Source organism: Saprospira grandis DSM 2844 (genome assembly GCF_000275825.1).
In the GTDB taxonomy this organism is placed as follows: Bacteria; Bacteroidota; Bacteroidia; order Chitinophagales; family Saprospiraceae; genus Saprospira; species Saprospira grandis_A.
The window spans coordinates 2031655-2056849 of the sequence record NZ_JH719942.1 but is presented as its reverse complement, the minus strand read 5'-3'; the positions used below and the strand labels follow the sequence as shown (position 1 = coordinate 2056849).

Annotated in this window: 22 protein-coding genes; 9 read left to right on the top strand and 13 right to left on the bottom strand. The window is 46.3% G+C overall.

What is annotated here, in order from left to right; genetic code table 11:
* Positions 1-13 precede the first annotated feature (13 nt).
* Complete coding sequence (locus tag SAPGRDRAFT_RS09360) at positions 14-1498, top strand: hypothetical protein (protein ID WP_002658966.1); 1485 nt, start codon at positions 14-16, stop codon at positions 1496-1498.
* Positions 1499-1715: 217 nt separating this feature from the next.
* Here SAPGRDRAFT_RS09360 and dnaN read toward each other — a convergent pair whose 3' ends face one another.
* On the bottom strand, positions 1716-2834 hold the full coding sequence (dnaN, locus tag SAPGRDRAFT_RS09355; RefSeq protein ID WP_002658964.1) for a DNA polymerase III subunit beta: 1119 nt from the start codon (positions 2832-2834) through the stop codon (positions 1716-1718).
* A gap of 247 nt (positions 2835-3081) precedes the next feature.
* On the opposite strand from dnaN, the gene SAPGRDRAFT_RS09350 reads away from it, so the two are divergent.
* Complete coding sequence (locus SAPGRDRAFT_RS09350) at positions 3082-3543, top strand: DUF2147 domain-containing protein (protein ID WP_002658962.1); 462 nt, start codon at positions 3082-3084, stop codon at positions 3541-3543.
* Positions 3544-3739: 196 nt separating this feature from the next.
* Complete coding sequence (locus tag SAPGRDRAFT_RS09345; protein WP_002658960.1) at positions 3740-3979, top strand: hypothetical protein; 240 nt, start codon at positions 3740-3742, stop codon at positions 3977-3979.
* An 88-nt stretch (positions 3980-4067) separates the two neighbouring features.
* On the opposite strand, the gene SAPGRDRAFT_RS09340 is transcribed toward SAPGRDRAFT_RS09345, so the two are convergent.
* The 3 genes from SAPGRDRAFT_RS09340 to SAPGRDRAFT_RS09330 all read right to left on the bottom strand — a co-directional run bounded on the left by SAPGRDRAFT_RS09340 (position 4068) and on the right by SAPGRDRAFT_RS09330 (position 6844).
* Positions 4068-5111, bottom strand: a complete 1044-nt coding sequence (locus SAPGRDRAFT_RS09340; protein WP_002658959.1) for an OmpA family protein — start codon at positions 5109-5111, stop codon at positions 4068-4070.
* A gap of 198 nt (positions 5112-5309) precedes the next feature.
* The gene (locus SAPGRDRAFT_RS09335) at positions 5310-6071 is read right to left on the bottom strand and encodes an OmpA family protein (protein ID WP_002658956.1); all 762 of its coding nucleotides are present in this window, start codon (positions 6069-6071) and stop codon (positions 5310-5312) included.
* A 20-nt stretch (positions 6072-6091) separates the two neighbouring features.
* The gene (locus tag SAPGRDRAFT_RS09330; protein ID WP_002658955.1) at positions 6092-6844 is read right to left on the bottom strand and encodes a TrmH family RNA methyltransferase; all 753 of its coding nucleotides are present in this window, start codon (positions 6842-6844) and stop codon (positions 6092-6094) included.
* 381 nt (positions 6845-7225) lie between these two features.
* Here SAPGRDRAFT_RS09330 and SAPGRDRAFT_RS09320 point away from each other — a divergent pair, with 381 nt between their 5' ends.
* Genes SAPGRDRAFT_RS09320 through SAPGRDRAFT_RS09310 form a run of 3 tightly spaced genes read left to right on the top strand, consistent with a single transcriptional unit; the run spans position 7226 to position 9218 of the window.
* Entirely contained in the window at positions 7226-8446 is a 1221-nt protein-coding gene (locus tag SAPGRDRAFT_RS09320) for an IscS subfamily cysteine desulfurase (protein WP_002658951.1), read from the top strand.
* Between the two features lie 34 nt (positions 8447-8480).
* The gene (gene iscU / locus SAPGRDRAFT_RS09315; RefSeq protein ID WP_002658949.1) at positions 8481-8867 is read left to right on the top strand and encodes a Fe-S cluster assembly scaffold IscU; all 387 of its coding nucleotides are present in this window, start codon (positions 8481-8483) and stop codon (positions 8865-8867) included.
* Between the two features lie 24 nt (positions 8868-8891).
* Entirely contained in the window at positions 8892-9218 is a 327-nt protein-coding gene (locus tag SAPGRDRAFT_RS09310; RefSeq protein WP_002658946.1) for a HesB/IscA family protein, read from the top strand.
* A gap of 69 nt (positions 9219-9287) precedes the next feature.
* Here SAPGRDRAFT_RS09310 and SAPGRDRAFT_RS09305 read toward each other — a convergent pair whose 3' ends face one another.
* The 6 genes from SAPGRDRAFT_RS09305 to SAPGRDRAFT_RS09270 form a co-directional block, all read right to left on the bottom strand.
* Positions 9288-10799 (bottom strand): S8 family serine peptidase, encoded by a 1512-nt coding sequence (locus SAPGRDRAFT_RS09305; protein WP_002658944.1) that lies wholly within the window; start codon positions 10797-10799, stop codon positions 9288-9290.
* 28 nt (positions 10800-10827) lie between these two features.
* Positions 10828-11043: a hypothetical protein gene (locus tag SAPGRDRAFT_RS09300; RefSeq protein ID WP_051018620.1), complete on the bottom strand. Its 216-nt coding sequence runs from the start codon at positions 11041-11043 to the stop codon at positions 10828-10830.
* A gap of 201 nt (positions 11044-11244) precedes the next feature.
* Positions 11245-11718, bottom strand: a complete 474-nt coding sequence (locus SAPGRDRAFT_RS09295; RefSeq protein ID WP_002658943.1) for a hypothetical protein — start codon at positions 11716-11718, stop codon at positions 11245-11247.
* Between the two features lie 24 nt (positions 11719-11742).
* On the bottom strand, positions 11743-12222 hold the full coding sequence (locus SAPGRDRAFT_RS09290) for a hypothetical protein (RefSeq protein WP_002658941.1): 480 nt from the start codon (positions 12220-12222) through the stop codon (positions 11743-11745).
* Positions 12223-12492: 270 nt separating this feature from the next.
* Complete coding sequence (gene secA / locus SAPGRDRAFT_RS09280) at positions 12493-15825, bottom strand: preprotein translocase subunit SecA (RefSeq protein WP_002658940.1); 3333 nt, start codon at positions 15823-15825, stop codon at positions 12493-12495.
* A 357-nt stretch (positions 15826-16182) separates the two neighbouring features.
* Positions 16183-17088 carry an AraC family transcriptional regulator gene (locus tag SAPGRDRAFT_RS09270; RefSeq protein ID WP_002658937.1) on the bottom strand — a complete coding sequence of 302 codons (906 nt, stop codon included), beginning with the start codon at positions 17086-17088 and terminating at the stop codon, positions 16183-16185.
* 277 nt (positions 17089-17365) lie between these two features.
* On the opposite strand from SAPGRDRAFT_RS09270, the gene SAPGRDRAFT_RS09265 reads away from it, so the two are divergent.
* The 3 genes from SAPGRDRAFT_RS09265 to SAPGRDRAFT_RS09255 all read left to right on the top strand — a co-directional run bounded on the left by SAPGRDRAFT_RS09265 (position 17366) and on the right by SAPGRDRAFT_RS09255 (position 20660).
* Positions 17366-18886 (top strand): aldehyde dehydrogenase family protein, encoded by a 1521-nt coding sequence (locus SAPGRDRAFT_RS09265; RefSeq protein WP_002658935.1) that lies wholly within the window; start codon positions 17366-17368, stop codon positions 18884-18886.
* 13 nt (positions 18887-18899) lie between these two features.
* The gene (locus SAPGRDRAFT_RS09260; RefSeq protein WP_002658933.1) at positions 18900-19259 is read left to right on the top strand and encodes a DUF779 domain-containing protein; all 360 of its coding nucleotides are present in this window, start codon (positions 18900-18902) and stop codon (positions 19257-19259) included.
* 465 nt (positions 19260-19724) lie between these two features.
* The gene (locus tag SAPGRDRAFT_RS09255) at positions 19725-20660 is read left to right on the top strand and encodes an Rpn family recombination-promoting nuclease/putative transposase (RefSeq protein WP_002658931.1); all 936 of its coding nucleotides are present in this window, start codon (positions 19725-19727) and stop codon (positions 20658-20660) included.
* Positions 20661-20874: 214 nt separating this feature from the next.
* Here the strand turns inward: SAPGRDRAFT_RS09255 and SAPGRDRAFT_RS09250 are convergent, their stop codons facing one another.
* The 3 genes from SAPGRDRAFT_RS09250 to SAPGRDRAFT_RS09235 form a co-directional block, all read right to left on the bottom strand.
* A complete protein-coding gene (locus tag SAPGRDRAFT_RS09250; RefSeq protein WP_002658928.1) occupies positions 20875-22515 on the bottom strand; it encodes an Ig-like domain-containing domain in 1641 nt (546 codons plus the stop codon).
* A 2-nt stretch (positions 22516-22517) separates the two neighbouring features.
* Positions 22518-24098 carry a peptide chain release factor 3 gene (locus SAPGRDRAFT_RS09245; RefSeq protein ID WP_002658926.1) on the bottom strand — a complete coding sequence of 527 codons (1581 nt, stop codon included), beginning with the start codon at positions 24096-24098 and terminating at the stop codon, positions 22518-22520.
* 332 nt (positions 24099-24430) lie between these two features.
* Positions 24431-24838 (bottom strand): lipocalin family protein, encoded by a 408-nt coding sequence (locus SAPGRDRAFT_RS09235; protein ID WP_156001882.1) that lies wholly within the window; start codon positions 24836-24838, stop codon positions 24431-24433.
* Positions 24839-25195 lie beyond the last annotated feature (357 nt).

The window sequence follows — 25195 nt, the reverse complement described above, 5'->3', positions numbered from 1 at the left end:
TATATTAACCATTATGCGCTATTTGACGTTTATCTCCTTCCTTTCATTCAAGTTATTTAGACTTTATCTAAATTATGTTTTTTTGCTCTTTCCTATGGTGATTTTGGCCCAAAAGAGCCAAATAGACGCTCAAGTTTTGGGCAAGGAGCAAGTTTGGCAAGCTCAAACTCAAGCCAAGGCGGGCCAAGTTTCCTTAAGTCTGCAATCCTCTAGGGGCAAAAGCTGGTCTTTTGAGGGCAAAAATTTGGCTTGGCGGGGACTAGTTGCTGGGCCAGCCGGTCAAGTTTTTGGGGCCTTGCAATTTCAGGATAGTTTGTGGATAAAAGATAGTTTGCTGGCCCAATCGGCCAAGCAAAGCCTGCTTATTTTTGGCCTAGATGCTGCTGGAAATTGGCTTTGGGGCAGTAGTTGGTTGCCCAAGGGCAGCAACAAGCTTTATCAATTGGCCCAAAAGGGGCCCTATCTTTATTTATCGGGTAGTTTTAATGATAGTTTGCTTTGGCAGGGCCAAAGTCTGTATGGGGCAGGGATTAGTCAGGCCCTTTGGGCCAAAATTGCTACAAAAACGGGAAAACTTTTGGCTTGGGGAGCTGGTCCCAGAAGCCGAGAAAGCTGGGGCCGCTCTATTTTGCCCTTAGGCAAGCAGCTCATTTGGGCCATAGAATATAGGGACAGCCTAATGATAGATCAGCAACTGCTGTTTAATAATCCTGTGCATACGGATTTTCTACTTTTGCAGTTGGATAGTTTGGGCCAAAGAAAAAAGGTTTGGCCTTGGCAGGGCGTCTATTCTGATCGGCCAGTTTTGCTCTTGGCCCACTCCAAAAAAGCAGATCGCTTTATGGTTTTGGGTCATTTTACGGGATTATTGGGGCCAAAATCGGCTCCTCCCCTCTTCAAGACAGCCTATAAATACTATGATTATTTTTGGGCTGAACTGGATACAGCTGGGCAAATTTGGTCCAAGGGGCAGAGCAGCAGCCCAAGCAATATTTATGTGCAAGCGGCTTATTGGGGAGAAAGAGGTTTATTTCTGGGGGGGTATTTTCAGGACTCTCTACAGCTGGCCGACAGTACTTATTTGGCCCGGGGCAAGCCCTATTCGCCTTATTTGGTCTATTATGAGGGCGAGCAAATCGAGCAAGTGGTTTTACCTTGGGCGGAGGGTCGTTTATTGAGCATATTGCCACAGCCCAAGGGATTGCGCTTGGCGGGTGAAGCTGCGGGTTTGGCCAAAAGGGAGCGGGCAGCTTGGCCTGCGGCCAAGCTGCCCTTATTGGTCCAGATAGATTTGATTGAGGAAGGGCCTAGAGTTTGGCGGGCTGCCCAGCCTATTGATAGCTGGACCTTATACAACCTGCGGGGGCAGAAAGTAGGGGCTGGAGAAGGCGCCAAGATTCAGTTGGGGCCAGAAATAGCGGCGGGCGTTTACAGTTTGCATTTGCAATGGGGGCAAAACTTAGCGGTAGAGCGTTTGGAAATATTGGAAAAGCGCTAGGGGTCTTGGTCTAGAAGGCGCGCAGCGCCTTGGCTGAGGGATGGTAGGGGGTGGCCCTAGGCCAGACCGAGCTTTTGAGCGTAGCGAAAAAGCGAAGGGCCGAGCGAACAGCGAGCCCCCGCACAGCCCGACCCGCCTGAAGGGCGGGGCAGCCCCAAAAAAAGAAAAGCAGTAAACTCGGGGAGCTTACTGCTGTATATTCTAGCCTATTTATGGCCTAGTAATTCAAAATCACGGGCATCACGAGCATGAGTAGATCTTCGCCGGGATTTTCTTCTTCTTGGCGGAGGATGCCGGCTCGGTTAGGAGACTCGAGATGCAGCAAAACGTTATCGCCGCCGATCACATTGAGCATTTCGACCAAAAACTTGGCATTAAAGCCGATGCTTAGGGTTTCGCCTTCATAGTAGCAGGGCATTTTTTCGGAGGCCTTATTAGAGAAATCGATATCTTCTGCTTCAATTTTGAGATGTTCTTCAGAGATGGTCAGCTTCACTTGGTTGGTCACCTTATTGGCATAATTGGCGATTCGTTTGAGTGAATTGAGAAAATCTTGGCGCACCACTCGCATCATCTTTGTATTATTACTAGGAATCACCGAATTATAATCGGGGTAGCGGGCATCGATTAGGCGGCAGATAATAATCTGGTTGGCATAATAGAAAAAGGCATTGCTACGGCTAAAGGCGATACGGACATTGCCGTTATGGTCAGAAAGGCCATTTTTGAGTAGGTTCAGGGCCTTTTTGGGGAGGATCAGGGTAGTATCGGTAGTGGGTTCAACTTCTGTAAAGCTATACTTCACCAACTTATGGGCATCGGTAGAGACAAAAGTAACGCCTTGGGGGTTAATTTCGATCAGCACTCCAGTCATAGCGGGGCGGAGTTCGTCGTTGCTAGCGGCAAAAAGCGTTTTATTGATACCTTCTAGGAGAAGCAAGGAGGGCATTTCGATTTCCTCGGCGCTATCGGCTTGGGGTAATTTGGGATAATCGTCGCCATCTTCGCCGGCCAATTGGTATTGGCCAAAAGCGGAAGTAATTGTTATGGCAAAATTATTGGGATCTACTTGAAAGCTAATGGGTTGAGTAGGGAGTTGTTTGAGTGTATCGAGCAAAATTTTTGCAGGAACGGCCACGGCCCCTTCCTCTTCGGCATTAACTTGGAGTTCTGCCTGCACGAAGGTTTCTAGGTCGGTAGCGGTAATCCGCAAGCGGCCATCTTCAAGTTGGAAGAGAAAATCTTCCAGAATAGGTAGCACTGGGTTAGAGCCTAAAGCTCCATTAACGAGCTGGAGCTGCTCTTTGAGCTCTGCAGAGGATAGGGTAAAACGCATATTTTTCTGTAATGAAAATTTGATAAAATTTGGGCGTAATATACAAAAAGCTAGTTGAATTTGCTTGTTATGGCCCTAGAAAGAAATAGGTTGTAAACAAATATTTAAAATAATCCATTAACTTAGGACAAACAATTGTAAGTTAAGGAAAGGCAGCTAAAATACGGCTCTTATTTTGCTAGTCAGACTGAGCCAAATAGCAAACAGATAAATTCTACTTTATAATCACTATTAAATGTTAACAACTATGAACTGGACAGCATCCATTCGTTGGGGCCTAATGAGCCTCTTTCTCGTTTTTTCTCTGGCCCTATCGGCCCAAGTTTCTGTAGATGGTAAAACCTGCCTAGGCACCTGGAAAACCATTGACGATGAAACTGGCAAAGCTCGTTCTTATGTAAAAATCTATCAGGAGAATGGCAAATACTACGGTAAAATCACCAAACTGCTCAACCGCACAGCAGATGAAGACAAAGACCCTATCTGCGAGGTTTGTCCGGGCAACCGCAAAAACAAGAAGGTAGTTGGTATGACCATTATTGATGGCATGAAGAAAGAAAGCAAACGCTATGCTGGCGGGCAAATCCTTGATCCCAAAAAAGGAAAACTCTATTCTTGCACCATTTGGCTAGATAATGCCAACACCCTCAAAGTAAGAGGTTGGTGGGGCATGTTCTACAGAACACAAACTTGGCATCGCGTAGACTAATATTGGTAATTAAAAACGAAAGTAAATAAAAAAGGGTTGGGTAAATTCAATACTTTTTTACAAAATAAAATTTTGAAAAAATATTCTATAGCCTGCAACATTTGTTAGCAGGCTATCGTTTTTATTATATGCACCGAATATAATTCTATTTGCTCAAAATAGTTGAATATACTCCACATACTTAATTCCAACCACCATGAAGCAATTATTTACTACTCAGGACCTTCTACTCTACCTATATGATGAGCTCGATTGCTTGGAATCTATGGCCCTACAAAAAGCCCTTAAAACGAATATCTCTCTACAAGAAGAACTAGAGCAGCTCAAAAAAGGACAATCGCAATTAGATGATTGTTTGTTGGAGCCCGAGCAGGATATCCTAGATAACATCCTAGACTATAGTCGTCTTTCTCATTTAGAGACTGAGCTTCATTAAAGCAGAAATACAGTACTTTCATAAAAAAGCCTAGCTTACTTCGGTAAACTAGGCTTTGCTTATTTTTGGCCTTTATTTAGACTCGGACTTAGTCCTGTGATAGGATCCCCATAATTTCATTGAGTTGTGGCTCCAAAATAATTTCGGTCCGGCGGTTTTTGGCCTTCCCTTCAGGGCTATCATTAGAGACCTTGGGCGCATGTTCTCCACGGCCAGCAGCCGTAACTCTTGCAGGATCTACCTCGTTTTTAATCAAAACCTGGCTCACGGCCAAAGCCCGATCAGTAGAAAGGTCCCAGTTCATTTTGGCATCTCCATCAGAGTCGGTATGCCCCTCAATCAAAATAGACAAATCTTTGTTGCGGTTGAGTACGCCAGAAAGTGTTTCTAGGGCCGAAACACCACGGCGGTCTACTCTTGCACTTCCAGAAGAAAACAATAATTTTTGACTCAAAGACACATACACTTTTCCATTTCGGATTTCCACATCCAAATCACCTGCATCCTTAAATCCTTTTAGGGCTTCTAGCAATTTAGCTCTCAACGCATTAGCCTTGGCATCTCTTTCGGCAATAGCGGCCTCTAGCTCCTTTACTCGGCGCTCGCGAGCAGCCAAATCAGCCTCCAATTCCTTTTTGTATTTCTCCAAATCAGTAATATTGGCATCTTTTCCTTGAAGCTCTTTGCGCAATTGCTCCAAGCGCTCTTGCTCTGCTTTTAGCTCTCTTTCTCGACGCTCCAATTCTCGGCGCTTAACACTCAATTCTTCAGATAGTTCTCTTTTCTTAGAGGCTGCTTCTTCCTTCAATTTCTCATTCAGAGCCAACAACTTATCATAAGAGGACTGCAAGTCTTTATTCAATCGTTGTTGTTGGTTGTAGCGCTCTTGCAAAAGCTCATAATCAGAGGTCAATTCCTTATGCGAGCTCTTAAGCTTACTCAACTCTCCCTGAACACCGCTCAATTCTTCCTGAATTTCTTGGCGCTTGCGCTCCGCTTCCGAGGCATTTTTCTCCGCCGCTTCTTTGGCCGTTACCTCCTCTTTATAGCGGCGGCTAGACACGCAAGAGCTAAGCCCAGCTAACATCAAAAAGAGTAGGCTAACAGCAACTAAGTAGTTTCTTCGCAACATAAATTATTTATTTTTTAATGATGTAAATCCTGTTTTGGGGCCTCCGCTTCGGCTTTGCCTTGCGGCGCTACGTTTCGCAGCTCGCTATTCGCTCGGCCCTGCGGCAGCTTCGCTGCCTTGGTCTGGCCCTTCGGGCCACTGCTGCACATCGCTAGGCCGTTTTGGCCTTCGGCCAAAGTTGGCCGCTCCCGCTTTCGCCTAAGGTTTTCCCTTAGGGTAAATATAAATATAGAGCGGCCTGTCATCTCCTTTGGCCCAGGCGCTCAGATAGAGTCTAGACAATGGTAACTTTAAAATACGCAACGTACTAGCCACCGAATTGGCCCGACGGCTGGCCTGGGCCAAACGAGCATTTACTTTTGTTTCTTTATCCGCAACTGCTTGAAGCTCTATCTCCCAATCTTCTTTTTCGCTCAAAAGAGAAGCCAAATCCTCTAAAAAGGGAAGGGCAGAGCTTTGTACCGAATTTTTACCTCTAAAAAGTAGGCTGTCGGGACAAGCAATTTTAAGGGCTTGGCTAGCTGAAATTCGCTCAAATGCTAAGCCTTTATAGGTCTTAAATTGATTCAGAATCAGCTCTTCAGCCAAAATAAACTCTATTTTATTTTGAGCTTCTTTTCCCAATTGGGCCTGAAACATTTGCAGGGCTTTTTCGCTTTGGGCCAATTGCTGCTCGCAGGCTGTTTTGGCCTTTTCTGTTTCGGCTAGTTGCTGCAGACTATTTTGCCTTGCTTTTTCTGCCTGTTTTTGGGCCGCCACGGCCTGCGCCAACTGCTCTTCTTGCTGCTGCTGCTTGCTTTTTCCTTCTCTAAGCAATTGGGCCAATTGGCTACGGCTACTATCTAGCTGCAACTGCAAAGCCTGCCGGTTACTTTCTAGTAGTTTGTACTTTTTGCTACTGCCACAAGCAGCAAGCAATAACATCAGTAAAAAGCAACAGCCATAATAAGATGAACGCATAAGCGATAAGTTTAAACTTTTTAGAGTTGACGGCGGGCATATTCGGCGGCGACGGTGGTGGCTGCACAGGCCACATTTAAAGACTCTACGGCATTCCACATCGGAATATGGCAGTATTCATCTATATATTGGGCCAGATGCTCCCCAACGCCCTCGGTTTCATTGCCCATAATAAAAATGGCCCGATCGGCAAATTGGGTTTGGTAAAAATTGCTACTTCCTCCTCCGGCTAAGGCATAGACCTTAAAGCCGACAGCCTTGGCCATTTTTAAAGCGGGCCCCAAACGTTCGCAGCCCACAATTTGGCTTTTGAACAAAACGCCGGCAGAAGCCTTTACCACAAGTGGGCTAAGTTTGGCGCTGCCTTTTCGGGGCAAGAGCAAAGCTAGGCCAAAAGCCGTAGCCGAGCGAATAATCAGGCCCAAATTGGCCGGGGTGGTTACGCCATCTAGGGCCAAAAAAGCCATTTTACTAGGGAGTGGGCCTTGAAAAAAATCGCTAAAATCATCCATAGCGCTATTTTCTACATCCACCACAATTCCTTGATCCTGCTTAGGATTTTTAGAAATGCGGTGCACCTCTTCGCCCTTCACGCGTTCTGCCTCTAGGCCCAATTGCTTAAGTTTTTTAAGAATAGCGGCGATAGTAGGGCCTTTGGCTTTTTTATCGAGGCGGATACTATGAATTTTGGGCAAGGGGGTTTGCTCGAGCAGCTCTAAAACAGGCTTGCGTCCATATACGCTAATAAAGCGATCTCTAGGATGTTTTGGCATATTTTCATTTCTTATTTAGAGGGCCAAAGTTACGGCATTTTTATGAGATTGCTTTGAATTTCTGCGGCGGACAGGCGGCGAAGCCGCCGCAGGCCTAGCTGCTTGTAGGGGTGCCGCACAGCGGCAGACCGAGCCGCTGAAAGCGGCGAAGGGCCGAGCAGACCTGCGAGCCCCGAAAAGGAGCGCCGCAAGGCGCAGCCGCCGCGGAGGCCCCTTAAAAAAATCATAAAAAAAGGCGTTTCAGGCCCTTAGTGCGCTAAAAATAAAAAATAGCTGTCACTACAAGAGAAAAAAGGGGGTAAAGGCAAACAATTAATTCTAGAAGTCTGTTATCTTTGTGATTAGATTGAATCTAAATAGAAAGGACAAAAAATAACTGCTATGAGCGATAAAAGACTTGTGTATCTGGACAATAGCGCAACCACTCCTGTAGACCCTAGAGTTTTGGAAGAAATGTTGCCCTATTTTCAAGATAAATTTGGGAATGCCGCTAGCCGCAACCACTCCTTTGGCTGGGTAGCTGAGGATGCAGTGGACCAAGCACGCGAGCGCATTGCTAAATTATTGGGGGCCGATCCCCGTGAAATTATTTTTACATCTGGTGCCACCGAGGGCGTTAATCTAGCCATCAAAGGGGTGGCCAATATGTACCGCCGAAAAGGCAACCATATTATTACGGCCAAAACAGAGCATAAAGCGGTTTTGGATACTTGTAAGGCACTGGAGCGTGAAGGCATTGAAGTAACTTATCTGGATGTGAACCGCCAGGGCTTGATTGACTTGGAGGAATTGCGTGCAGCCATTAAGGATACAACCATTTTGGTGGCCCTTATGTTTGCCAACAACGAGATTGGGACCATCCAACCGGTAAAGGAAATTGCTAAAATCTGTGCAGAAAACAAAACGCTTTTCTTTAGCGATGCCACTCAGGCCGTGGGGAAAGTACCGGTAGATGTAAAAGATATGGGCATTCATATTTTGGCCTTTAGCGGGCACAAAATTTATGGCCCCAAAGGCGTAGGCGCACTTTATGTGAGCCGCAAAAACCCTAGAGTTAAATTGACGGCTCAGATTGATGGCGGTGGACATGAAAGAGGGATGCGTTCTGGAACCCTAAACGTGCCTGCTATTGTTGGTTTGGGTAAGGCCTGCGAATTGGCCAGCGAAGAAATGGAAGCGGAAACTGTTCGCTTGCAAGCTTTGCGCGATAAAATTGACCGGGAATTGTTGCAAATGGAAGAGGTGGTCTTGAATGGCGCCAAAGAAAGCCGCTTGCCTCAATTGACGAATATTTCTTTTAAGCATGTAGAAGGGGAAGGACTCATGATGACCTTCAATGAAAATATTGCCCTATCTTCTGGTTCTGCTTGTACTTCGGCTTCTTTGGAGCCTTCTTATGTACTCAAAGCATTGGGATTGGGCGATGACTTGGCCCACTCTTCTTTGCGCATCAGCTTGGGTCGCTTTACGACAGAAGAAGATGTAGACTATGCGATTGAGCGCATCCGCAATGGCGTGAACCACATGCGTTCTTTATCTCCTATCTGGGAAATGTATCAAGAAGGAATTGATTTGGACTCGGTAGAATGGTCTGAACACTAGAATTTGTTTGAAAACTGCTTAAACTCCATATATTATGGCTTATTCTGAAAAATTGCTCGATCACTTCAAGAACCCTCGTAATGTAGGGACCTTGGACAAGAATAAAAATACGGTGGGTACTGGCCTTGTTGGCGCTCCTGAATGTGGCGATGTGATGCGTCTCCAAATTGAGGTGAGCGAAGATGGCATTATCCAAGAAGCCAAGTTCAAAACCTTTGGTTGTGGCTCTGCTATTGCCTCTTCTTCTTTGGCCACCGAATGGCTCAAAGGAAAGTCGGTAGATGATGCCGCTTCTATTGATAATATGGCTATCGTGGAAGAGCTAGAGCTTCCTCCCGTAAAAATTCACTGCTCTGTTTTGGCTGAAGATGCCATCAAAGCTGCTATTAAGGATTATCAAGAGAAAAATGCCAAGGCCTAATTTTGGCCCAAAAACAATTGTACTATGATTTATGTAGCCGATAGTGCCAAGGAAAAAATCCAAGAAATTAAGGAGCAAGAGCAACTCAGTGATGAGTTTTTCATCCGGGTTTCTGTGACTAGCGGAGGATGCTCTGGCCTTAGCTACAAAATGGATTTTGACAATGAGTCGCAAACCGAAGATCAGGTCTTTGAAGATAAGGGCGTGAAGGTGGTCACGGACCTCAAGAGCTTCCTTTATCTTTTCGATACAACCCTGCACTTTTCAGGTGGGCTCAATGGCAAGGGGTTTTATTTTGAAAACCCCAATGCTGCTAGAACCTGTGGCTGTGGCGAAAGTTTTTCGCTCTAGTTGCTCGGGATAAAGTGATGACACAAAAAAGCCCCGCCTTTCGGCGGGGCTTTTTTGTACCCTTTGGGCTTATTTTAAGGCCTTTACGGCCTGCATAGGCTGAATCAATGGTCCTGTTTTTTGGCCATCGGCTGTTTGTTTTCCTGTTTTCACCAACAGCTCATAGGCTTCTTTGGTGGTCAGTTGCGGATGAAGTGCTCGCAAAAGCCCCAAGGTTCCCGCCACATAAGGCGTAGCCATAGAGGTTCCACTCATCTTGTCGTACTTAGAGTTGGGCATAGTCGAATAAATATCTACGCCAGGAGCAGCCAATCCATAATTAAGGTGCTGCACCTCATTAGAAAAACTCGCTTTGCGCAATTGGGGGTCCAAGGCCGAAACCGTAATTACTCCATTTACCGAAGCGGGCACAATTCGACGAGCATCAAAACCATTATTTCCAGCAGCCACCACCACAATGCCGCCTTTTTTATTCACATAACGGACCGCCTCTTCATAGGCCTTTTGGCGATCATCGCTAGATGGCCCACCTAACGACATAGACACCACATCGGCTCCTTTGTCGGCGGCCAAGAGCATGGCGTTAATGATTCGGCGCTGAGTGGTTCCTCCTGAGCGAGGAAAAACCTGAATGCTACTTACTTCCACAAAATCTGAAGAGGGAAAAGCCGAAGCCACGCCCTTGCCATTATTTGAAACAGCGGCGGCAATTCCTGCACAATGCGTTCCATGGCCCTGAACATCTGTATCATGTTCGCTAGCTACAGAGCGATATTGGCCCTTAATATCTTCATGCTTGGCATCTACGCCCGTATCCAAAATGAAGATGCGCGCCTTTTTCTTGGGGCGGATCCCTTCTTCTTGCAACAAGCGGTGCAGCCCATTATAATTCAAAGCTTCATAGGCCCACATTTTAGCAATGCCAGGGTCATTGAGCAAAGGTTGTTTGGGCGAGCGACCAATTGCGCCAGCGCTTTGGGGCTCCCAAAGTTGCAAGATCTCATTTTCCTCTAGACTTTCTACCCCTTGCAAGGCTTTGAGTTCTTCTTCAATCTCACTCAATTGGTCCAAAGCTGCTTCTGGAATATTCAAGGCGTAAAAATCATCTAAATCGCTTTGCTCTGGGTTTTGCAATTTAAATGCGGGCTCATAGCTAAAGCCATATTTGGCCGCCAATTTATCGAGCAATTTGGGCCTTTGCCCCTCCTCCAATTCAATCAATAACTCTGATTGTGGATCGAGGTTTTCGGCAGTGGCCTTTTGGCCAAAAAACAAATTGAGGCCCTGCACGTCTAGCTGATAAAGGCCAAAAACACTGGCCCCTAAAAGAGAGAGAAAGGCGATTTTATTATTAGAGAAAATATTGAGCACAAAGGCGCCCCCAAACAAAATAAAGAGATAAACCGCTAGCCGAATGTAGCCAAAGGTGCTTGGCAAAACCAGATGATAAGCCAAGAAAATCAGAAAAGAGGCGATAAAGCTAGGCCCAAAATATTTGCGAATATGGGCTTCCTCCTTAAAGAGCAACCAAAGCGACAAAGAGGCAAAGGTCCAAATAAAAATCAATCCTATCCAACTCATAGTTAGTATTTTACAGTAAAAAATGGGGCTAAAGTACTTTCAACTCGAGGATCTCGACGGGGGTTCCCCACATTTGCACAGAAAAATAGTCTTCGGCCTCCTTGGCCATAATTTCTAGGCGCAAACCGGCCTTTGCATACTTTTGGTCCAAATTTGTGGGCAAATATTCTTGGCCCTGATCATCTTTGAGGCCCCAAAATCCACCAGATAGTGGGACATGAATGACGGTTACGATTAGTTTCATAGTTCTGTTTTATATTTTTTTGGGGCTGCCCCTGCGCTTCGCTTGGGTCGGGCTGTTTCCTGGCTCGCAGGTCTGCTCGGCCCTGCAGTTTTTTCGCTACGCTCAAAAACTTGGGTCTGCGGCTTCGCCGCACCACTGTCCATCCCTCAGCCGCTCCACCAAAGAGCCTACTAAAGGCTTGGGGCTTCGGCCCTTTTGGGTTTATTGGGCGGCCACAATATCCCTTATAATTTTGAGATGATGATTCGTATGAATGGCTACAAACTTAATGCCTTGGTTTCTTTTGAGATGGCCAAAAAGAGGATGGGCGAAATAGGCTTTTTCTGCTTGTTTTTGGACCAATTGCAGCAGGGCCTGGCTTTTTTCCAATAAGCTAGGCAACTGACTGAGGTCTATGGCTTCTTGGTTGTTAATCATTTTTGGGGACTTGGCTTTTCCTCTGGGGATTTTGCCCGTGGCCAAAATCAGTGATTTGGAGGGGCTAAACTTGGGTTTAAACTGCGCTGGATCGCTATTGACAATAGCTTGCAGCATAGCAATAGCCGCCTTAAGCGAGTGCTCAATATGCCAGTCTACGCCTCTTTCTGATACCTGCGGGGCCAAAAGCGGCGCTTGCTCCAAATGGCTGGCTAAATCCTTTAGGCTCTGCTGAGCCATATTTACTTCTTTTTTCATAAACAATTCCAGATTTAAGGGAGCTTAATTAGTTTGAGCAGCTAAAATATCTTGAATAATCTTGAGGTGGTGATGGCTATGAATCGCCACAAACCTCAGGGCTTCATTTCGTTTCATATGGCCAAAAATGGGGTGATCGAAATAACTTTTTTCTGCCTTTTTTTGAGTACTCAGCAGCAAGTTTCTCAATTTTCCGATCATTTCGGGGACTTTCCCCAATGAAATCTCCCCTTTGTTATTTAAAATATCTGGCGAGACGGCCCGCCCCCTAGGGATTCGCCCCATTTGGAGAATGAGTGTTTTGGTAGGGCTAAACTTGGGTTTAAACTGAGCGGGGTCGCTTTCTTCTAATGCATCAATAATTAAAATTGCTGCTTTTAGGCTATGTTCTATATGCCAATCAATGGCTCTAGCCGATACTTTTGGCGCCTTGATTGGGGCGGAAGGCAAGTGGGCCTCTAATTGGTCTATAGCATTGTTAATCAGCTGAATTTGTTTTTCCATAAAGTTTTTTGCTTAGGTTTTATAATCATGGAGATAGGCGGGGGCGAAGCCTTTTTTGGCCCGCAGGGCCTTTTTTGTCGAGCAGGCCCAGCGCTGCGGAGGGGTGGCCGAAGGCCAGACCGAGCCGCTGAAAGCGGCGAAGGGCCGAACAGACTTGTGAGCCCCGCAGCATAGCGGCGGCCAGCTTGCTGGCCGCGGGCCCCAAAAAAAAGCCCACTTACAAGAAAGATACTTATAAGTGAGCGATTTAAGGGAATAAACTAAATCAAATTAGTTTTTGCCGTGGCAATGCTTGTATTTTTTGCCGCTACCGCAGGGGCAAAGATCGTTGCGACCGACCTTATTTTCTACACGGCGAGGGGCTACTCTGGGAGCGGGGCCTTGAGGTTGTTGAGCGGCCTGTTTTTGGGCCTCCTCTTTTGCTTTTTGCTCTTCGATATTGCTGTGTACCTCTTCGAAGTATTCTTCTTCTTCTACCTCTTGTGCTTCTTGGATTTGGCTTTCCTGTTGGATTGGAATTAGGCCACGGAACAAGAAAGAGCAGACCTCTTGAGAGATTTGGCTACGGAGTTGGGCAAAGAGTTTTCTCGACTCAATTTTGTAGATAACCAAGGGGTCTTTTTGGGCAAAAGAAGCATTTTGGACTTGATCTTTGAGTTCGTCCATATCGCGGAGGTGCTCCTTCCAGCTAGAATCGATAAGGCTCAAAGTGATTGAGCGTTCGATTTGGTTAATCAGGCTCTTGCCATTAGTTTTCACGGCCTGTTCCATATCGGCATTGATTTCCAGTGCTTGGATACCGTTAGTAAAGGGGATAGCAATTTTTGTAAAATTATTGCTTTCGTCCTCATAGATCCGTTGGATGAGGGGTAAAATAGCTTGAGCGATATGCTCGAACTTGCGGTTATAGTTGGCAAAAAGAGGGGTAGACAACTGGTCGGTCAGATCGTTGGGGTCTGTGGTGTACAGCTCTTCGGCTGTTACATCAGGGTCGATACCAAAGTTTTGGATCATGGCCTGTTCGAAGCCCTCATAATTGCGTTCATTTTGATATTGAGCGATCAGCTCATAGAGCAAATCGAGGAACATATCGTTGAGGTCAATTGCGAGGCGATCGCCTTCTAGGGCGTTATTACGGCGGCGGTAAATTTCTTCCCGCTGCATATTCATCACATCATCATATTCGAGTAGGCGTTTACGAATACCGAAGTTATTCTCTTCCACCTTCTTTTGTGCTCTTTCGATTGACTTGCTAATCATGGGATGTTGCAAAACATCGCCATCTTTATGGCCTAGGCGGTCCATCATTTTAGCGATACGATCGGAGCGGAAAAGGCGCATCAGTTTATCTTCTAGAGAGACATAAAACTGAGAAGAGCCTACATCTCCTTGGCGGCCTGCGCGACCACGCAGCTGGCGGTCTACTCGGCGAGAGTCGTGGCGTTCTGTACCAATAATGGCCAAACCGCCTAATTTTTTCACCTCATCGCTTAGTTTAATATCGGTTCCTCGACCGGCCATATTGGTGGCAATAGTAACCTGTCCATTTTTACCGGCTTCGGCTACTACATCGGCCTCGCGGGCGTGTTGTTTGGCATTAAGTACATTATGAGGAATTTTGCGGAGGCTCAGCATACGGCTCAGCACCTCTGAGCTTTGGACCGAAGTAGTACCTACGAGGATGGGGCGGCCTGCTTCGCGCATCTTTATCACCTCATCAATGATGGCACTATACTTTTCGCGTTCTGTTTTGTAGACCAAATCATTACGGTCATCGCGGGCGATCGGGCGGTTGGTAGGAATAATCACCACATCCAGCTTATAGATATCCCAAAGCTCTTGTGATTCTGTTTCTGCTGTACCGGTCATCCCTGCTAGTTTGTGGTACATCCGGAAGAAATTCTGTAGAGTTACGGTAGCATAAGTTTGTGTAGAATTTTCAATATCTACATTTTCCTTAGCTTCTAGTGCTTGGTGTAGGCCATCCGAATAGCGGCGGCCATCCATTACACGGCCCGTTTGCTCATCGACAATTTTCACCTTGCCCTCTACAACAATATATTCATCTTCTTTATGGAAGAGTGCATAGGCCTTGAGCAATTGGCGCATAGCGTGCAGGCGCTCACTTTTTGCGGCAAAAGCTTGAATGAGTTCATCTTTTTTGAGCTGTTTTTCTTCGGGGCTAAGCTGTTCATTCTTATCTACTTGCAAGAGTTTATCATTGATATCCTCCATAACAAATAGGTGCTTATCAGAACCGCCCTTACCCAAGAAATCTGTTCCTTGGTCAGTTAGTTCTACACTACGGTTTTTCTCTTCGATCACAAAAAACAGTTCAGCATCGGCTTTATACATATGCTTACTTTGTTCGGCCATATAATGCGCCTCTGTTTTTTGTAGAATTTGCTGCATACCAGGTTCGCTCAAAAACTTAATGAGTGCGCGGTTTTTGGGTAGACCACGATAGGCACGGAAAAGATCGAGTCCTCCCCCGCCCTCTTCGGGACCGGTATCGCCAGCGGCAATTTTTTGTTTAGCCGAGCGAATCAGTTTAACAACCAATTGCTTTTGGGCATTCATGAGCTGTTCTACAGCAGGCTTGAGGCCCAAAAACAACTCGGCGCGATCATCTTTAGGCGTTGGACCAGAAATGATGAGTGGTGTACGGGCGTCATCAATCAAAACAGAATCCACCTCATCAATCATAGTATAGTGGAACTTGCCCTGTACTTTTTCATCTACCTTATGGACCATATTATCTCTTAGATAATCAAAACCAAATTCGTTATTGGTTCCATAAGTCACATCACAGCGATAAGCCGCCTTGCGTCCATCAGAATGCGGGCGATGCTTATCAATACAATCTACGGTAAGGAAAAGGAAGCTCAACAAGGGGGCCATCCATTCGGCATCCCGTTTAGCCAGATAATCGTTCACGGTAATAATATGCACCCCTTCACCGGCCAAACCATTCAGGTAGGCGGGCAAAGTAGCCACTAAGGTTTTACCTTCCCCCGTTGCCATCTCGGCAATTTTACCTGAGTGCAAAACGGCACCACCAATAAGCTGCACATCGTAGTGGATCATATTCCAGACCACCTCATTTCCCGCAGCCATCCAGCGGTTTTGCCAAATCGCCTTATCTCCATTTAGCTCTAGCGGACGGATCTCATCATTGATCCAGTTCCCTACCACCTCATGATCAAAATCAGTAGCAGTGACCTCTAGAGTTTCTTCCTCTGTAAATCGGCGAGCCGTTTCTTTAACTACAGCAAAAGCCTGAGGCAAGAGATTTTCTAGAATTTCCTCTAAGCGCTGATCGCGGTCCTTTTTCAATTGGTCCACTTCCTTATAAAGATCTTCTTTTTTGAAGATATCTTCGGTAGAGATGGCCTGCTCTTGCAGCTTTTCAATCTCTAAGTCAATATCTACCAAATAATCTTTAATGGCCGCTCTAAATTCAATTGTTTTATGACGGAGCTCGTCATGGCTCAAGCTCTTGAGCTTGGCGTACTCCTCGTTAATTTGGGCTACCACAGGGCGCAACTCTTCAATATCGCGCTCTTGCTTGTTCCCAAATATCTTTTTTAAGAAACCAAACATGCTAAGGTATAAAGTTTATATTCTGTAAATTAGAAGGGGTTTGTCCCTTTCTGCCGTTTGCTCTGGGCAAAACTCATACAAAAATACAACTTAAATGAAGAAGTTGCGCAATTAATGGCCGCAATTATAGCTCAAGCTCCTCATTATGGGGATTTTAGGCTTTTTTTAATTTATTTCCCTTGGCATAACCAACTGACAATCTGTCAGTTTTATTTTTATTTAACTGCTATTTTGGGGCCTCCCGCCTGCGGCGGGCGCTACGTTCCAGGGCTCGCTGCTCGCTCGGCCCTGCAGCCGCCTGCGGCGGCTTTGGTCTGGCCTACGGCCCCCCTTTCACATCGCTAGGCCAAATACGCCCTAGCAGTCCGATAATTCCCCCCCCCGCTTCTCTTTCCGAAAACGAGAGGGCGTTTTTTGATAGCGCCGCTTAAACAAGCGATTAAAATAAGACAGGCTATTAAAGCCACAATCTAGGGCAATGTCCCCAATCTTTTCTTCTGTTTGCAACAAAAGACTAGCCGCCAGTTTTAAACGCTCTTCTTGGATAAAATCATTGGGCGATTGCCCCAACTCTGCCTTAAAGGATCGATAAAAATGAGCCTCACTCATACAGGCTTTTTTACTCAATTCGCCAACGCTAAACTCTTCTCTCAAATGCTGGCGGATGTACTGAACCAACTGCGCCAACCGACTGTCTTCCGCCCCCAACTTTACCTCATTTTCTTGCTGCAATACCCGCAACAACAACTCTTTTAAGGCCATCCCCACAAATAAATCCTTAGAAGGATGCCCCTCCGTAAATAAAAAGATGAGCCGCTGCAAAATCTGCTGCACCGCCAAAGAATGCGTAAAATGAAAATTGCCCGACTGAAAAGACCAAAGCAGCCCATCCTCCCGAGGACGCTCCCCATTCAGCCAATCTAACTCCTGCTGCACCATATCCTCATCCAAGGCCAAAGCCAAACATTTGGTGGGCTGCTGCATATTGGCCTCCGGAAAATCAATGCGCATCAATTCATTGGCAGGCAAAAGCACCGACTCCCCAGGCAAAAAACAAAAAGGCGCCTTGTCTCGCAAATGCATCCGCTTTTTTCCCATCAACATAGCCGCCAATACCGGCTGCCGAAACTGTAATTCTACCGACTCTGCCATCTGATGCGTCTCAAAAATATGAAGCTCCGCCTGGGCCGCCGCAAAACTGTTTTGCTGCTCAACTAAAGTGTGTAATGAACGACCCGCTCGGTAATTATCTGGTAATAACATGCTGATTGGTTTTGAGGATGAAGAAAATTTTACCCAAACTAAGGAGTCGAAAAACTAAGCCCTAAGACAAATAAAAATAAGGCCATTCCCTTAATCTACAGTTTTTTTATGGGCCTAGCGAATTGAAATTGATAGGATTGTTCAAATATCTGATAGAAAGCTACAAAAAGACTCCAGATTTATAAATTACCTTTGGCTAGTCAACAGTAAAACTATTTGCTAACAACCAGTTTAATGAAAGCTCCTGCTTTTGCTAAATTGAACAACCAACAACAACATGCAAGAAACAAATGTAATGGATGAAGTCCTAAAAGCTCCCGACTTCAAACCTCAATACGAAAACTTTATCGGCGGAGAATGGGTAAAACCTACCAATGGCGAGTATTTCGAAAATATATCTCCCGTAGACGGGAAAAGCTTTACACTCATCCCCCGCTCTACCAAAGAAGATATTGATAAGGCCGTAGCCGCCGCCTGGGCCGCCGCTCCAGCATGGAACAACAGCTCGGCCACTTTCCGTAGCAATATTCTACTCAAGATTGCCGACCGCATGGAGCAAAATCTTGAACTACTCGCCCGTACCGAAACCTGGGACAACGGTAAGGCCATTCGCGAAACTCGTGCAGCCGATATGCCCCTAGCTGTCGACCATTTCCGCTATTTTGCTGGCGTTATCCGCGCTGAAGAAGGTAGCATGAGCGAACTCGACGCTAATACCGTTTGTATCAATGTCCAAGAACCCCTAGGTGTAGTGGCCCAGATTATTCCCTGGAACTTCCCGCTCCTTATGGCTGCCTGGAAAATCGCTCCCGCTCTAGCCGCCGGTAACTGCGTGGTCCTTAAACCCGCAGAACAAACTCCTGTAGGGATCCTAATTCTAATGGAACTTATCCAAGATATTTTGCCCAAAGGCGTACTGAATGTAGTCAACGGCTTTGGCGTAGAAGCAGGTAAACCCCTAGCTTCTCACCCCGATGTACGCAAAGTAGCCTTTACCGGAGAAACCACCACCGGTCAGCTTATTATGCAGTATGCTTCCAAAAACTTGATTCCCGTTACTTTGGAATTGGGCGGTAAGTCGCCCAACGTTTTCTTCGCTAACGTGATGACAGAAGATGACGCCTTCTTCGATAAATGCCTAGAAGGGGCCGCTATGTTTGCCCTCAACCAAGGCGAAGTCTGTACTTGCCCCTCCCGCATTTTGGTCCAAGAAAGTATCGCCGATAAGTTTATCGAACGCCTCATCGAACGCGTGAATGCCATTAAAATGGGCCACCCCCTCGACCCTAACACCATGATGGGCGCCCAAGCTTCTAATGACCAATACGAGAAGATCCTCAACTATATCAAAATTGGTAAGGAAGAAGGTTGCGAAGTATTGGCAGGCGGTGCCGCCGCTACCGTAGATAGCCTCGCTGGTGGATACTATATCCGCCCCACTATCCTCAAAGGACACAATAAAATGAGAGTGTTCCAAGAAGAAATTTTTGGCCCAGTCGTTTGTATTACCACCTTTAAGGATGAAGCCGAAGCCGTAGAAATTGCCAATGATACCCTCTACGGACTAGGCGCAGGCGTATGGACCCGAGATATGCACCAAGCTTACCAAATCTCTAGAAAAATTGAAGCCGGACGCGTTTGGGTCAATAATTATCACGCTTATCCCGCTCACGCTCCTTTTGGTGGCTATAAAAAATCCGGAATCGGACGCGAAAATCACAAGATGATGCTGGCTCACTATCGCCAAACCAAAAATATGCTCATCTCTTATGATAAGAACGCTCTCGGATTCTTCTAAATCACTCCACTTTATGGCAGAACTAGTCGATGCAACAGAAAAAGCACGACAGCTCATCCAACAACTCAAAGCCAAACACGGCGATCTGATGTTCCATCAAAGCGGCGGTTGCTGCGACGGCTCCGCCCCTATGTGCTTCGAGGCCGGAGAACTTATGATCGACGACTCGGATGTGCTGCTCGCCGAACTGGAAGGCTGCCCTTTTTATATGTCAGCTTTTCAATACAAATATTGGAAGCATAGCCACCTTACCCTAGATGTCATTCCCGGACGAGGCGCTAGCTTCTCTCTCGAAATTCCCTTAGGCCTGCGCTTTATCATCAGATCTAGATTACTGACCGATGAAGAAGCCGCTCAAGTTAAAGACGCATAGTTGTTTCTTTTATCAAGAGTACTTTGAAAACTATCATCTACTCCTAATGATGTAGTTTTTGAATAAGCTCCACCCTCCTTGTCTACAGATAAGGAGGGTTTTTGTTTTTTTTTGGGGCCTCCTGCCTGCGGCAGGCGCTACGTTTCGCAGCTCGCTATTCGCTCGGCCCTGCAGCGGCTGCGCCGCTTTGGTCTGGCCTTCGGCCACTGCTGCACATCGCTAGGCCGCCCCCTTTCACATCGGTTACTCCCTTCGGTCGTCGAACGGCGGCCTAAAGGCCTTGTTGTGGCCGGGCGCTTCGCGCCCCCAAAACCGCAAATTTGGCCCAAATCTAAAATTAAGTACATCTAAGTGTTTGTTATTTGGTTTTTAGTTCGTATAGTTAGGGGTATACGCAGTTTTTAGCGCTGCATTTTTTTATCACCTCATTTAAATGTCTTAATTTTGGGAAAAGAAGAAAAAAAGATGATCAAGGATCGCTATATCAATCCACTGACCGATTTTGGATTTAAGAAGCTTTTTGGCGAGGCCGCCAATAAGGAGCTGCTTATCCATTTTCTCAATCAGCTGCTGCCCGAAAAGCATCAGGTGGAGGACCTCGAATATCTCCCTAGCGAACGCCTGCCCTCCAGCTTTCTGGACCGAAAAGTTATTTTTGATATTTATTGCACCAGCAGCCGAGGCGAGCAGTTTATTATTGAGCTGCAACGCAGTAAGCAAAATCATTTCATCGACCGCTCTATTTTTTATAGCACCTTCCCCATTCAAGAACAATCCGAAAGGGGCGATTGGAATTTTAAGCTCTGGCCCATTTATACGATCTGTATTCTCGATTTTAAGATCAATCAGCCCAACCCCCATAATCGAGTGATTCGCTATGTACAGCTCAAGGACCAAGATAAAGAGCTCTTCTTTGAAGACCTTACCTATATTTATATCGAGCTGCCTAATTTTACCAAAACCCTAGATGAGCTAGAAGATCTACAAGATAAATGGCTTTATCTTTTCCGCTATTTGGCCAAATTAGAAGATCGGCCAGCGGCTTTGCAAGAGCGCATTTTCATTGGGCTTTTCCGTGCCGCCGAAATTGCCAGCTACTCTATTGAGGAGCGCCAAAATTATGAGGTCTCTCTCAAAAAGCATCGAGATATTAAAAATGTGATTGACACCGCTCTAGAAGAGGGCCTAGAAAAAGGCAGAGCCGAGGGCTTGGAAGAAGGCTTAGAAAAAGGGCTAGAACAAGGACGAGAAGAAGGACTGAAAGAAGGAGAAGAAAAAGGTGAATTAAAGGCAAAAAAAGCCATGGCCAAACAAATGCAGGCCGCTAATTTACCCTTAGACCAAATTGCGCAAATTACCGGCTGTAGCCTAGAACAACTCAAAAATTGGCTAAAGGACTAGCCCTAAATAATAGAAAGCTTGAACCTTGATGAGGTTCAAGCTTTTTTAGGTCCTACAGGCCCGAAGGGCCGCAGGCTGAGGGATGGGCAGCAGGGCGGCGAAGCCGCAGACCCAGCAAAATGAGCGTAGCGAAATTTTGCGCAGGGCCGAGCGAATAGCGAGCTGCGAGACAGCCCGACCCGCCCGCAGGGCGGGGCAGCCCCAAATCATCCTGCTAATCTTCTTTTAGATCTAGAGAAATTTCATTGTCCCAACCGGGGCGCAAAGGCAACTCCTTAGAACTAGATATTTTCTCGGCTTGCTTTAATTTTAGATAATCGCCGGTGGTCCATTGCCCATCTTGGTTTTCATCCCAAATCAGTTGAATTTGGTAATTGCCTGGTGGGAGCAGGGGAAAATTGAGCGCATATTGGCTTTGGCCCAAAAGCAACTGTTTGTGAACGACCTCCTCTTGGTTTCGGCGCAGCTCAAAAACATATTGCTTGCTACTATCGACATTTTGGATTTGGGCCAAAATATTGCCTAAAGTTTTATCGGTTTCTAGGGCATAACTGGCCTTTAGGGTATCTTCATTTTGCTGCCCCCAAATGTCGGTCAAAGCGCCGGGCAACAACTGAAGGCTATAAGTTGCAGAAGGCGCTTTTGGCGCCTCTAAGGTCCAGAGATAATTGCCTGCAGGCTGAAAACTCAGGGGGCCCAAACTGAGGCCCGTGTCATTTTGCCAAACACAAAGGCTAGTATCAATGCGTTGAATCGGGGCCCCAAAATCAAGCTGCATCGGGTTTTTGGGGTGCAAGATAGGCAGGGGGATTTGCAGGCCATCTGTGGCCCTAGACTTGCCGGCTTTTTTGGGGTCAATCAAGCGCAGTTCGCTAGGATCTAGGCCCGTATAAAGGTTAATTTTGGCCGTATCTCGATAATCGCCAGCCTCTAGTACAAATCGAAGTTCCTCGCCTTGGGCGCCTTTCCAAAACAGCCAGACAAACTCCTTATTTTGGTAATAGGTCCAGTCTTCTAGCTCCTCTAAGGGCTGAATTTTCAGGCTATCTGAAAAGGGTTTTAGAAATTGCAGTTGCCCCTGTTGCTGGGCCAATTGTTTGGCCGAAACCAACTTTTGTTCTTGGGCCGCTGCAAATAGGCGGAGCTTGGGGTTTCCGGCGCTGCTATCGGTCAAAACAATGGGCTCGGACCAAAACGCCAGCTCCTCATTGGGCTGATAGCGATAGTCGTTATTTTTATCCATCAAGCCAAAAAGGATATAGCGGCCCGCCTTCAAGTTTTCCAGCTTAAAGCCTCCTTTTTCATCGGTTTGGGCCAGGTAGTTGGGCCGCTGAAGGATGGGCGTAGAGTCGCCTAGCTCTCCTTCATAGAGCATCACCCAAGCCTCGGCGACCGGGGCCGTTGTTTTGGCATCTAGCAATTGGCCGCCTAACTGAAGAGAATCGAGTTGGGCGCCTGTAGAAAAGACAAAACGCAGGTCTTTGACGGGGTTTCCCTCTCGAAAATCGACAATACTTTGGCCAAACTGAATACTATAGGTGGTATTTTCTTTCAGTTCTTCTTGGAAGCGGAGAATGACCGTTTTGTTCTTGACCTTCACCTTTGGTTTTTTGTCCAAGGGTGGCGAAATTAAGATTTGCTGTTGGGCGTTTTTGAGCTGCACCCATTCGTTAAAGGTCAGTAAGATCTCTTTTTCCTTAAAGTTTGTTTGATAGTTGGGCGTAGAGTAGCGCCGCAAATCTAGCTCTGGCGGCTGCTCATCTTTTGGCCCTCCTTGCAGAGGTTGTTGCTGAGCACATTGAACAAGAAGCAGGGCCAAAAGGGCCAAAAGCAGATAAGCAGGCAATTGACGCATCCTTAGAAGTCTGATTTAAAGTGAAATTTAATATTGGGGTAGTCTTGCTGAGCCGTTCCTAGCATCCATTTAGACTCGGCCAAATAGACATAGCGGCCATCTTTATCTTTGGCAATAAATTGGGCCTTTTTCCGCAAAAACTCCTTGAGTTGCTCCTCCTCTTCGGCCTCTATCCAGCAAGCTTTGTGCAGTTGCACGGGCTCATAGCGACAACTGGCCCCATATTCATGCTCCAAACGATATTGCAATACATCAAACTGAAGCTGCCCTACGGTACCAATAATCTTGCGATTGTTTGAGGTTTTGGTAAAGATTTGCGCCACTCCCTCATCCATCAATTGATCAATTCCCTTGGCCAATTGCTTCGATTTCATGGGGTTGGCGTTTTCTATATAACGGAAAAGCTCGGGCGAAAAGCTGGGAATCCCCTTAAAATGTAGACTTTCGCCTTCTGTCAGGCCATCGCCAATCTTAAAGTTGCCCGAATCGTAAAGGCCCACAATATCGCCAGGGTAAGCCTGCTCGACCACCTCTTTTTTAGAGGCCATAAAGGTCGTGGGGTTCGAGAATTTCATCTTTTTGTTCTTCCGAACATGCAGGTAGTTGGTATTGCGCTCAAATACGCCCGAACAAACCCGCATAAAGGCAATGCGGTCGCGGTGACGAGGGTCCATATTCGCATGGATCTTAAAAATAAAGCCCGTAAACTTAGGCTCTAGCGGCTCAACATCTCGCTCTTCTGTATGAAAGCTCGTTGGCGTGGGCGCCACTTCTACAAAGCAATCAAGCAGTTCTTTTACCCCAAAGTTATTTACTGCCGAGCCAAAAAACACTGGCGATAGTTGCCCTTTAAGGTAGGCTTCTCGATCAAAATCTGGATAAACTTCCATGACCATATTGGCCTCTTCTCTTAGCTCTTCAGCATAATGTTCACCCACTAATTTATCCAAAACAGGGTCATCTAGGTCTTCCAAAGCCGTAAGGTCGCCGTATTTTGTCCCTGGCGCAAATAAGTTGAGCTGCTTTTCATAGATATTGTACACCCCCTTAAAATCGGGGCCCATACCTACGGGCCAACTCAGGGGACAAACATTGAGCTTGAGCTTTTCCTCAATCTCATCCAATAGGTCCATCCCATCCTTGCCCACACGGTCCAATTTATTGATAAAGACCATGACGGGGGTGTCGCGCATACGGCAAACCTCTACCAATCGTTCGGTCTGCGCCTCTACTCCCTTGGCCACATCAATCACCACAATCACACTGTCTACCGCCGTCAAGGTCCGATAAGTATCTTCCGCAAAATCTTTGTGACCCGGCGTATCCAAAATATTGATCTGCCGATCCCGATACTCAAAACCCATAACCGAGGTGGCCACCGAAATTCCCCGCTGCTTCTCAATTTCCATAAAATCGGAAGTGGTCGATTTCTTGATTTTATTAGACTTTACCGCTCCCGCTACCTGAATCGCCCCACCAAAAAGTAGGAGTTTTTCGGTCAAGGTGGTTTTTCCCGCATCAGGGTGGGCGACTACGGCAAAGGTGCGCCTCTTATTTATTTCTGCAGCTATTTTTGTCGACATTGATTTTGCTTTTGTTTTGCGCCACAAAAGTAGCAAAAAAGCCTGTAATTGCTGAATAGCATCTCGCTCCCTTCTCTTTTTTGCCTCAAAATCAATACGCTTTTTCTTTTTTCTGTTTGTTGGGGCCTCCGCTGCGGCTTCGCCTTGCGGCGCTACGCTTTGGGGCTCGCTGCTCGCTCGGCCCTTCGTTTTTTCGCTGCGCTCAAAAACTCGGTCTGGCCTAACGGCCACCCCGCCGCATCGCTAGGCCAGCGGGCTTCGCCCGCTTCTAGGCCCAAAAAAAGCCCACTCCAATAATCTGGAGCAGGCCGCTTAGGGTTTAAGCTATTTTCTTATGCCGCTTTAAAGGCTAATTCGTAGCCCTCTTCGTCTTTTACTTTGAGTAAATCTGGAGTTGCCTCTACCACCTCATAGGTTTTGGCAAAAACACTACCTTTGCCCTCTAGCGATTCTTCTGCCTTGAGCGAAAGCTGTTTTTCATCATCGCTAAGCGTCCAGCTACCTACAATAGTCGTTTCGCCATCAAAAGAGGCCTCAAAACTACCATCTAGCTTCAAGTTGACAAAGGTGTTCTGGTCCTCCCATTTGCCCGCCGTAAAGTTATCTGCTTTTTCTTCTGCTTTCTGGCCGCGAGTAGTTACTTCTATAGCATCATTTACAGAAGCCGCAGGCGCCTCAGAGTTACAACTGCCAAGGCCAAAGGCCAAAAGGGCCATAAAAATAAACATTAGGTTTTTCATAGATTAGTGATTTTAAGCATGATTGTTTTGTCGTTCTCGCTGCTATAAAATTTGGGGGTAAGCAAGGACTTCTACCTCTATAATGAGGGTTTTAGCCATTTTGTGAACTCCAAAAGCCAAAAAATTGAACTTTCGTTCAATGAAATATACTGCTAAAGTTTTGAATGCGAAAGGACTAATACCCATTTTAAAGCCAAAACCTCTTCTCTAGCCTATTTTCTCCCAGCCAATACAGAATAAAATCCCCCTTTTCAAATGAGTTTGCTTTCGCCTTGAGGAAAAGCAAAATAAAAACTATTTTGAGAAAAATTAAGGCTATCTAGAAAGCTGGCAAACCTTTTTAGCCGTTTTCTACTT

Bases quoted from the DNA above. Each gene is read 5' to 3' on its own strand.
- SAPGRDRAFT_RS09360 (WP_002658966.1), top strand. From the start codon at position 14: ATGCGCTATTTGACGTTTATCTCCTTCCTTTCATTCAAGTTATTTAGA.
- dnaN (WP_002658964.1), bottom strand. From the start codon at position 2,834: ATGCGTTTTACCCTATCCTCTGCAGAGCTCAAAGAGCAGCTCCAGCTC.
- SAPGRDRAFT_RS09350 (WP_002658962.1), top strand. From the start codon at position 3,082: ATGAACTGGACAGCATCCATTCGTTGGGGCCTAATGAGCCTCTTTCTC.
- SAPGRDRAFT_RS09345 (WP_002658960.1), top strand. From the start codon at position 3,740: ATGAAGCAATTATTTACTACTCAGGACCTTCTACTCTACCTATATGAT.
- SAPGRDRAFT_RS09340 (WP_002658959.1), bottom strand. From the start codon at position 5,111: ATGTTGCGAAGAAACTACTTAGTTGCTGTTAGCCTACTCTTTTTGATG.
- SAPGRDRAFT_RS09335 (WP_002658956.1), bottom strand. From the start codon at position 6,071: ATGCGTTCATCTTATTATGGCTGTTGCTTTTTACTGATGTTATTGCTT.
- SAPGRDRAFT_RS09330 (WP_002658955.1), bottom strand. From the start codon at position 6,844: ATGCCAAAACATCCTAGAGATCGCTTTATTAGCGTATATGGACGCAAG.
- SAPGRDRAFT_RS09320 (WP_002658951.1), top strand. From the start codon at position 7,226: ATGAGCGATAAAAGACTTGTGTATCTGGACAATAGCGCAACCACTCCT.
- iscU (WP_002658949.1), top strand. From the start codon at position 8,481: ATGGCTTATTCTGAAAAATTGCTCGATCACTTCAAGAACCCTCGTAAT.
- SAPGRDRAFT_RS09310 (WP_002658946.1), top strand. From the start codon at position 8,892: ATGATTTATGTAGCCGATAGTGCCAAGGAAAAAATCCAAGAAATTAAG.
- SAPGRDRAFT_RS09305 (WP_002658944.1), bottom strand. From the start codon at position 10,799: ATGAGTTGGATAGGATTGATTTTTATTTGGACCTTTGCCTCTTTGTCG.
- SAPGRDRAFT_RS09300 (WP_051018620.1), bottom strand. From the start codon at position 11,043: ATGAAACTAATCGTAACCGTCATTCATGTCCCACTATCTGGTGGATTT.
- SAPGRDRAFT_RS09295 (WP_002658943.1), bottom strand. From the start codon at position 11,718: ATGAAAAAAGAAGTAAATATGGCTCAGCAGAGCCTAAAGGATTTAGCC.
- SAPGRDRAFT_RS09290 (WP_002658941.1), bottom strand. From the start codon at position 12,222: ATGGAAAAACAAATTCAGCTGATTAACAATGCTATAGACCAATTAGAG.
- secA (WP_002658940.1), bottom strand. From the start codon at position 15,825: ATGTTTGGTTTCTTAAAAAAGATATTTGGGAACAAGCAAGAGCGCGAT.
- SAPGRDRAFT_RS09270 (WP_002658937.1), bottom strand. From the start codon at position 17,088: ATGTTATTACCAGATAATTACCGAGCGGGTCGTTCATTACACACTTTA.
- SAPGRDRAFT_RS09265 (WP_002658935.1), top strand. From the start codon at position 17,366: ATGCAAGAAACAAATGTAATGGATGAAGTCCTAAAAGCTCCCGACTTC.
- SAPGRDRAFT_RS09260 (WP_002658933.1), top strand. From the start codon at position 18,900: ATGGCAGAACTAGTCGATGCAACAGAAAAAGCACGACAGCTCATCCAA.
- SAPGRDRAFT_RS09255 (WP_002658931.1), top strand. From the start codon at position 19,725: ATGATCAAGGATCGCTATATCAATCCACTGACCGATTTTGGATTTAAG.
- SAPGRDRAFT_RS09250 (WP_002658928.1), bottom strand. From the start codon at position 22,515: ATGCGTCAATTGCCTGCTTATCTGCTTTTGGCCCTTTTGGCCCTGCTT.
- SAPGRDRAFT_RS09245 (WP_002658926.1), bottom strand. From the start codon at position 24,098: ATGTCGACAAAAATAGCTGCAGAAATAAATAAGAGGCGCACCTTTGCC.
- SAPGRDRAFT_RS09235 (WP_156001882.1), bottom strand. From the start codon at position 24,838: ATGAAAAACCTAATGTTTATTTTTATGGCCCTTTTGGCCTTTGGCCTT.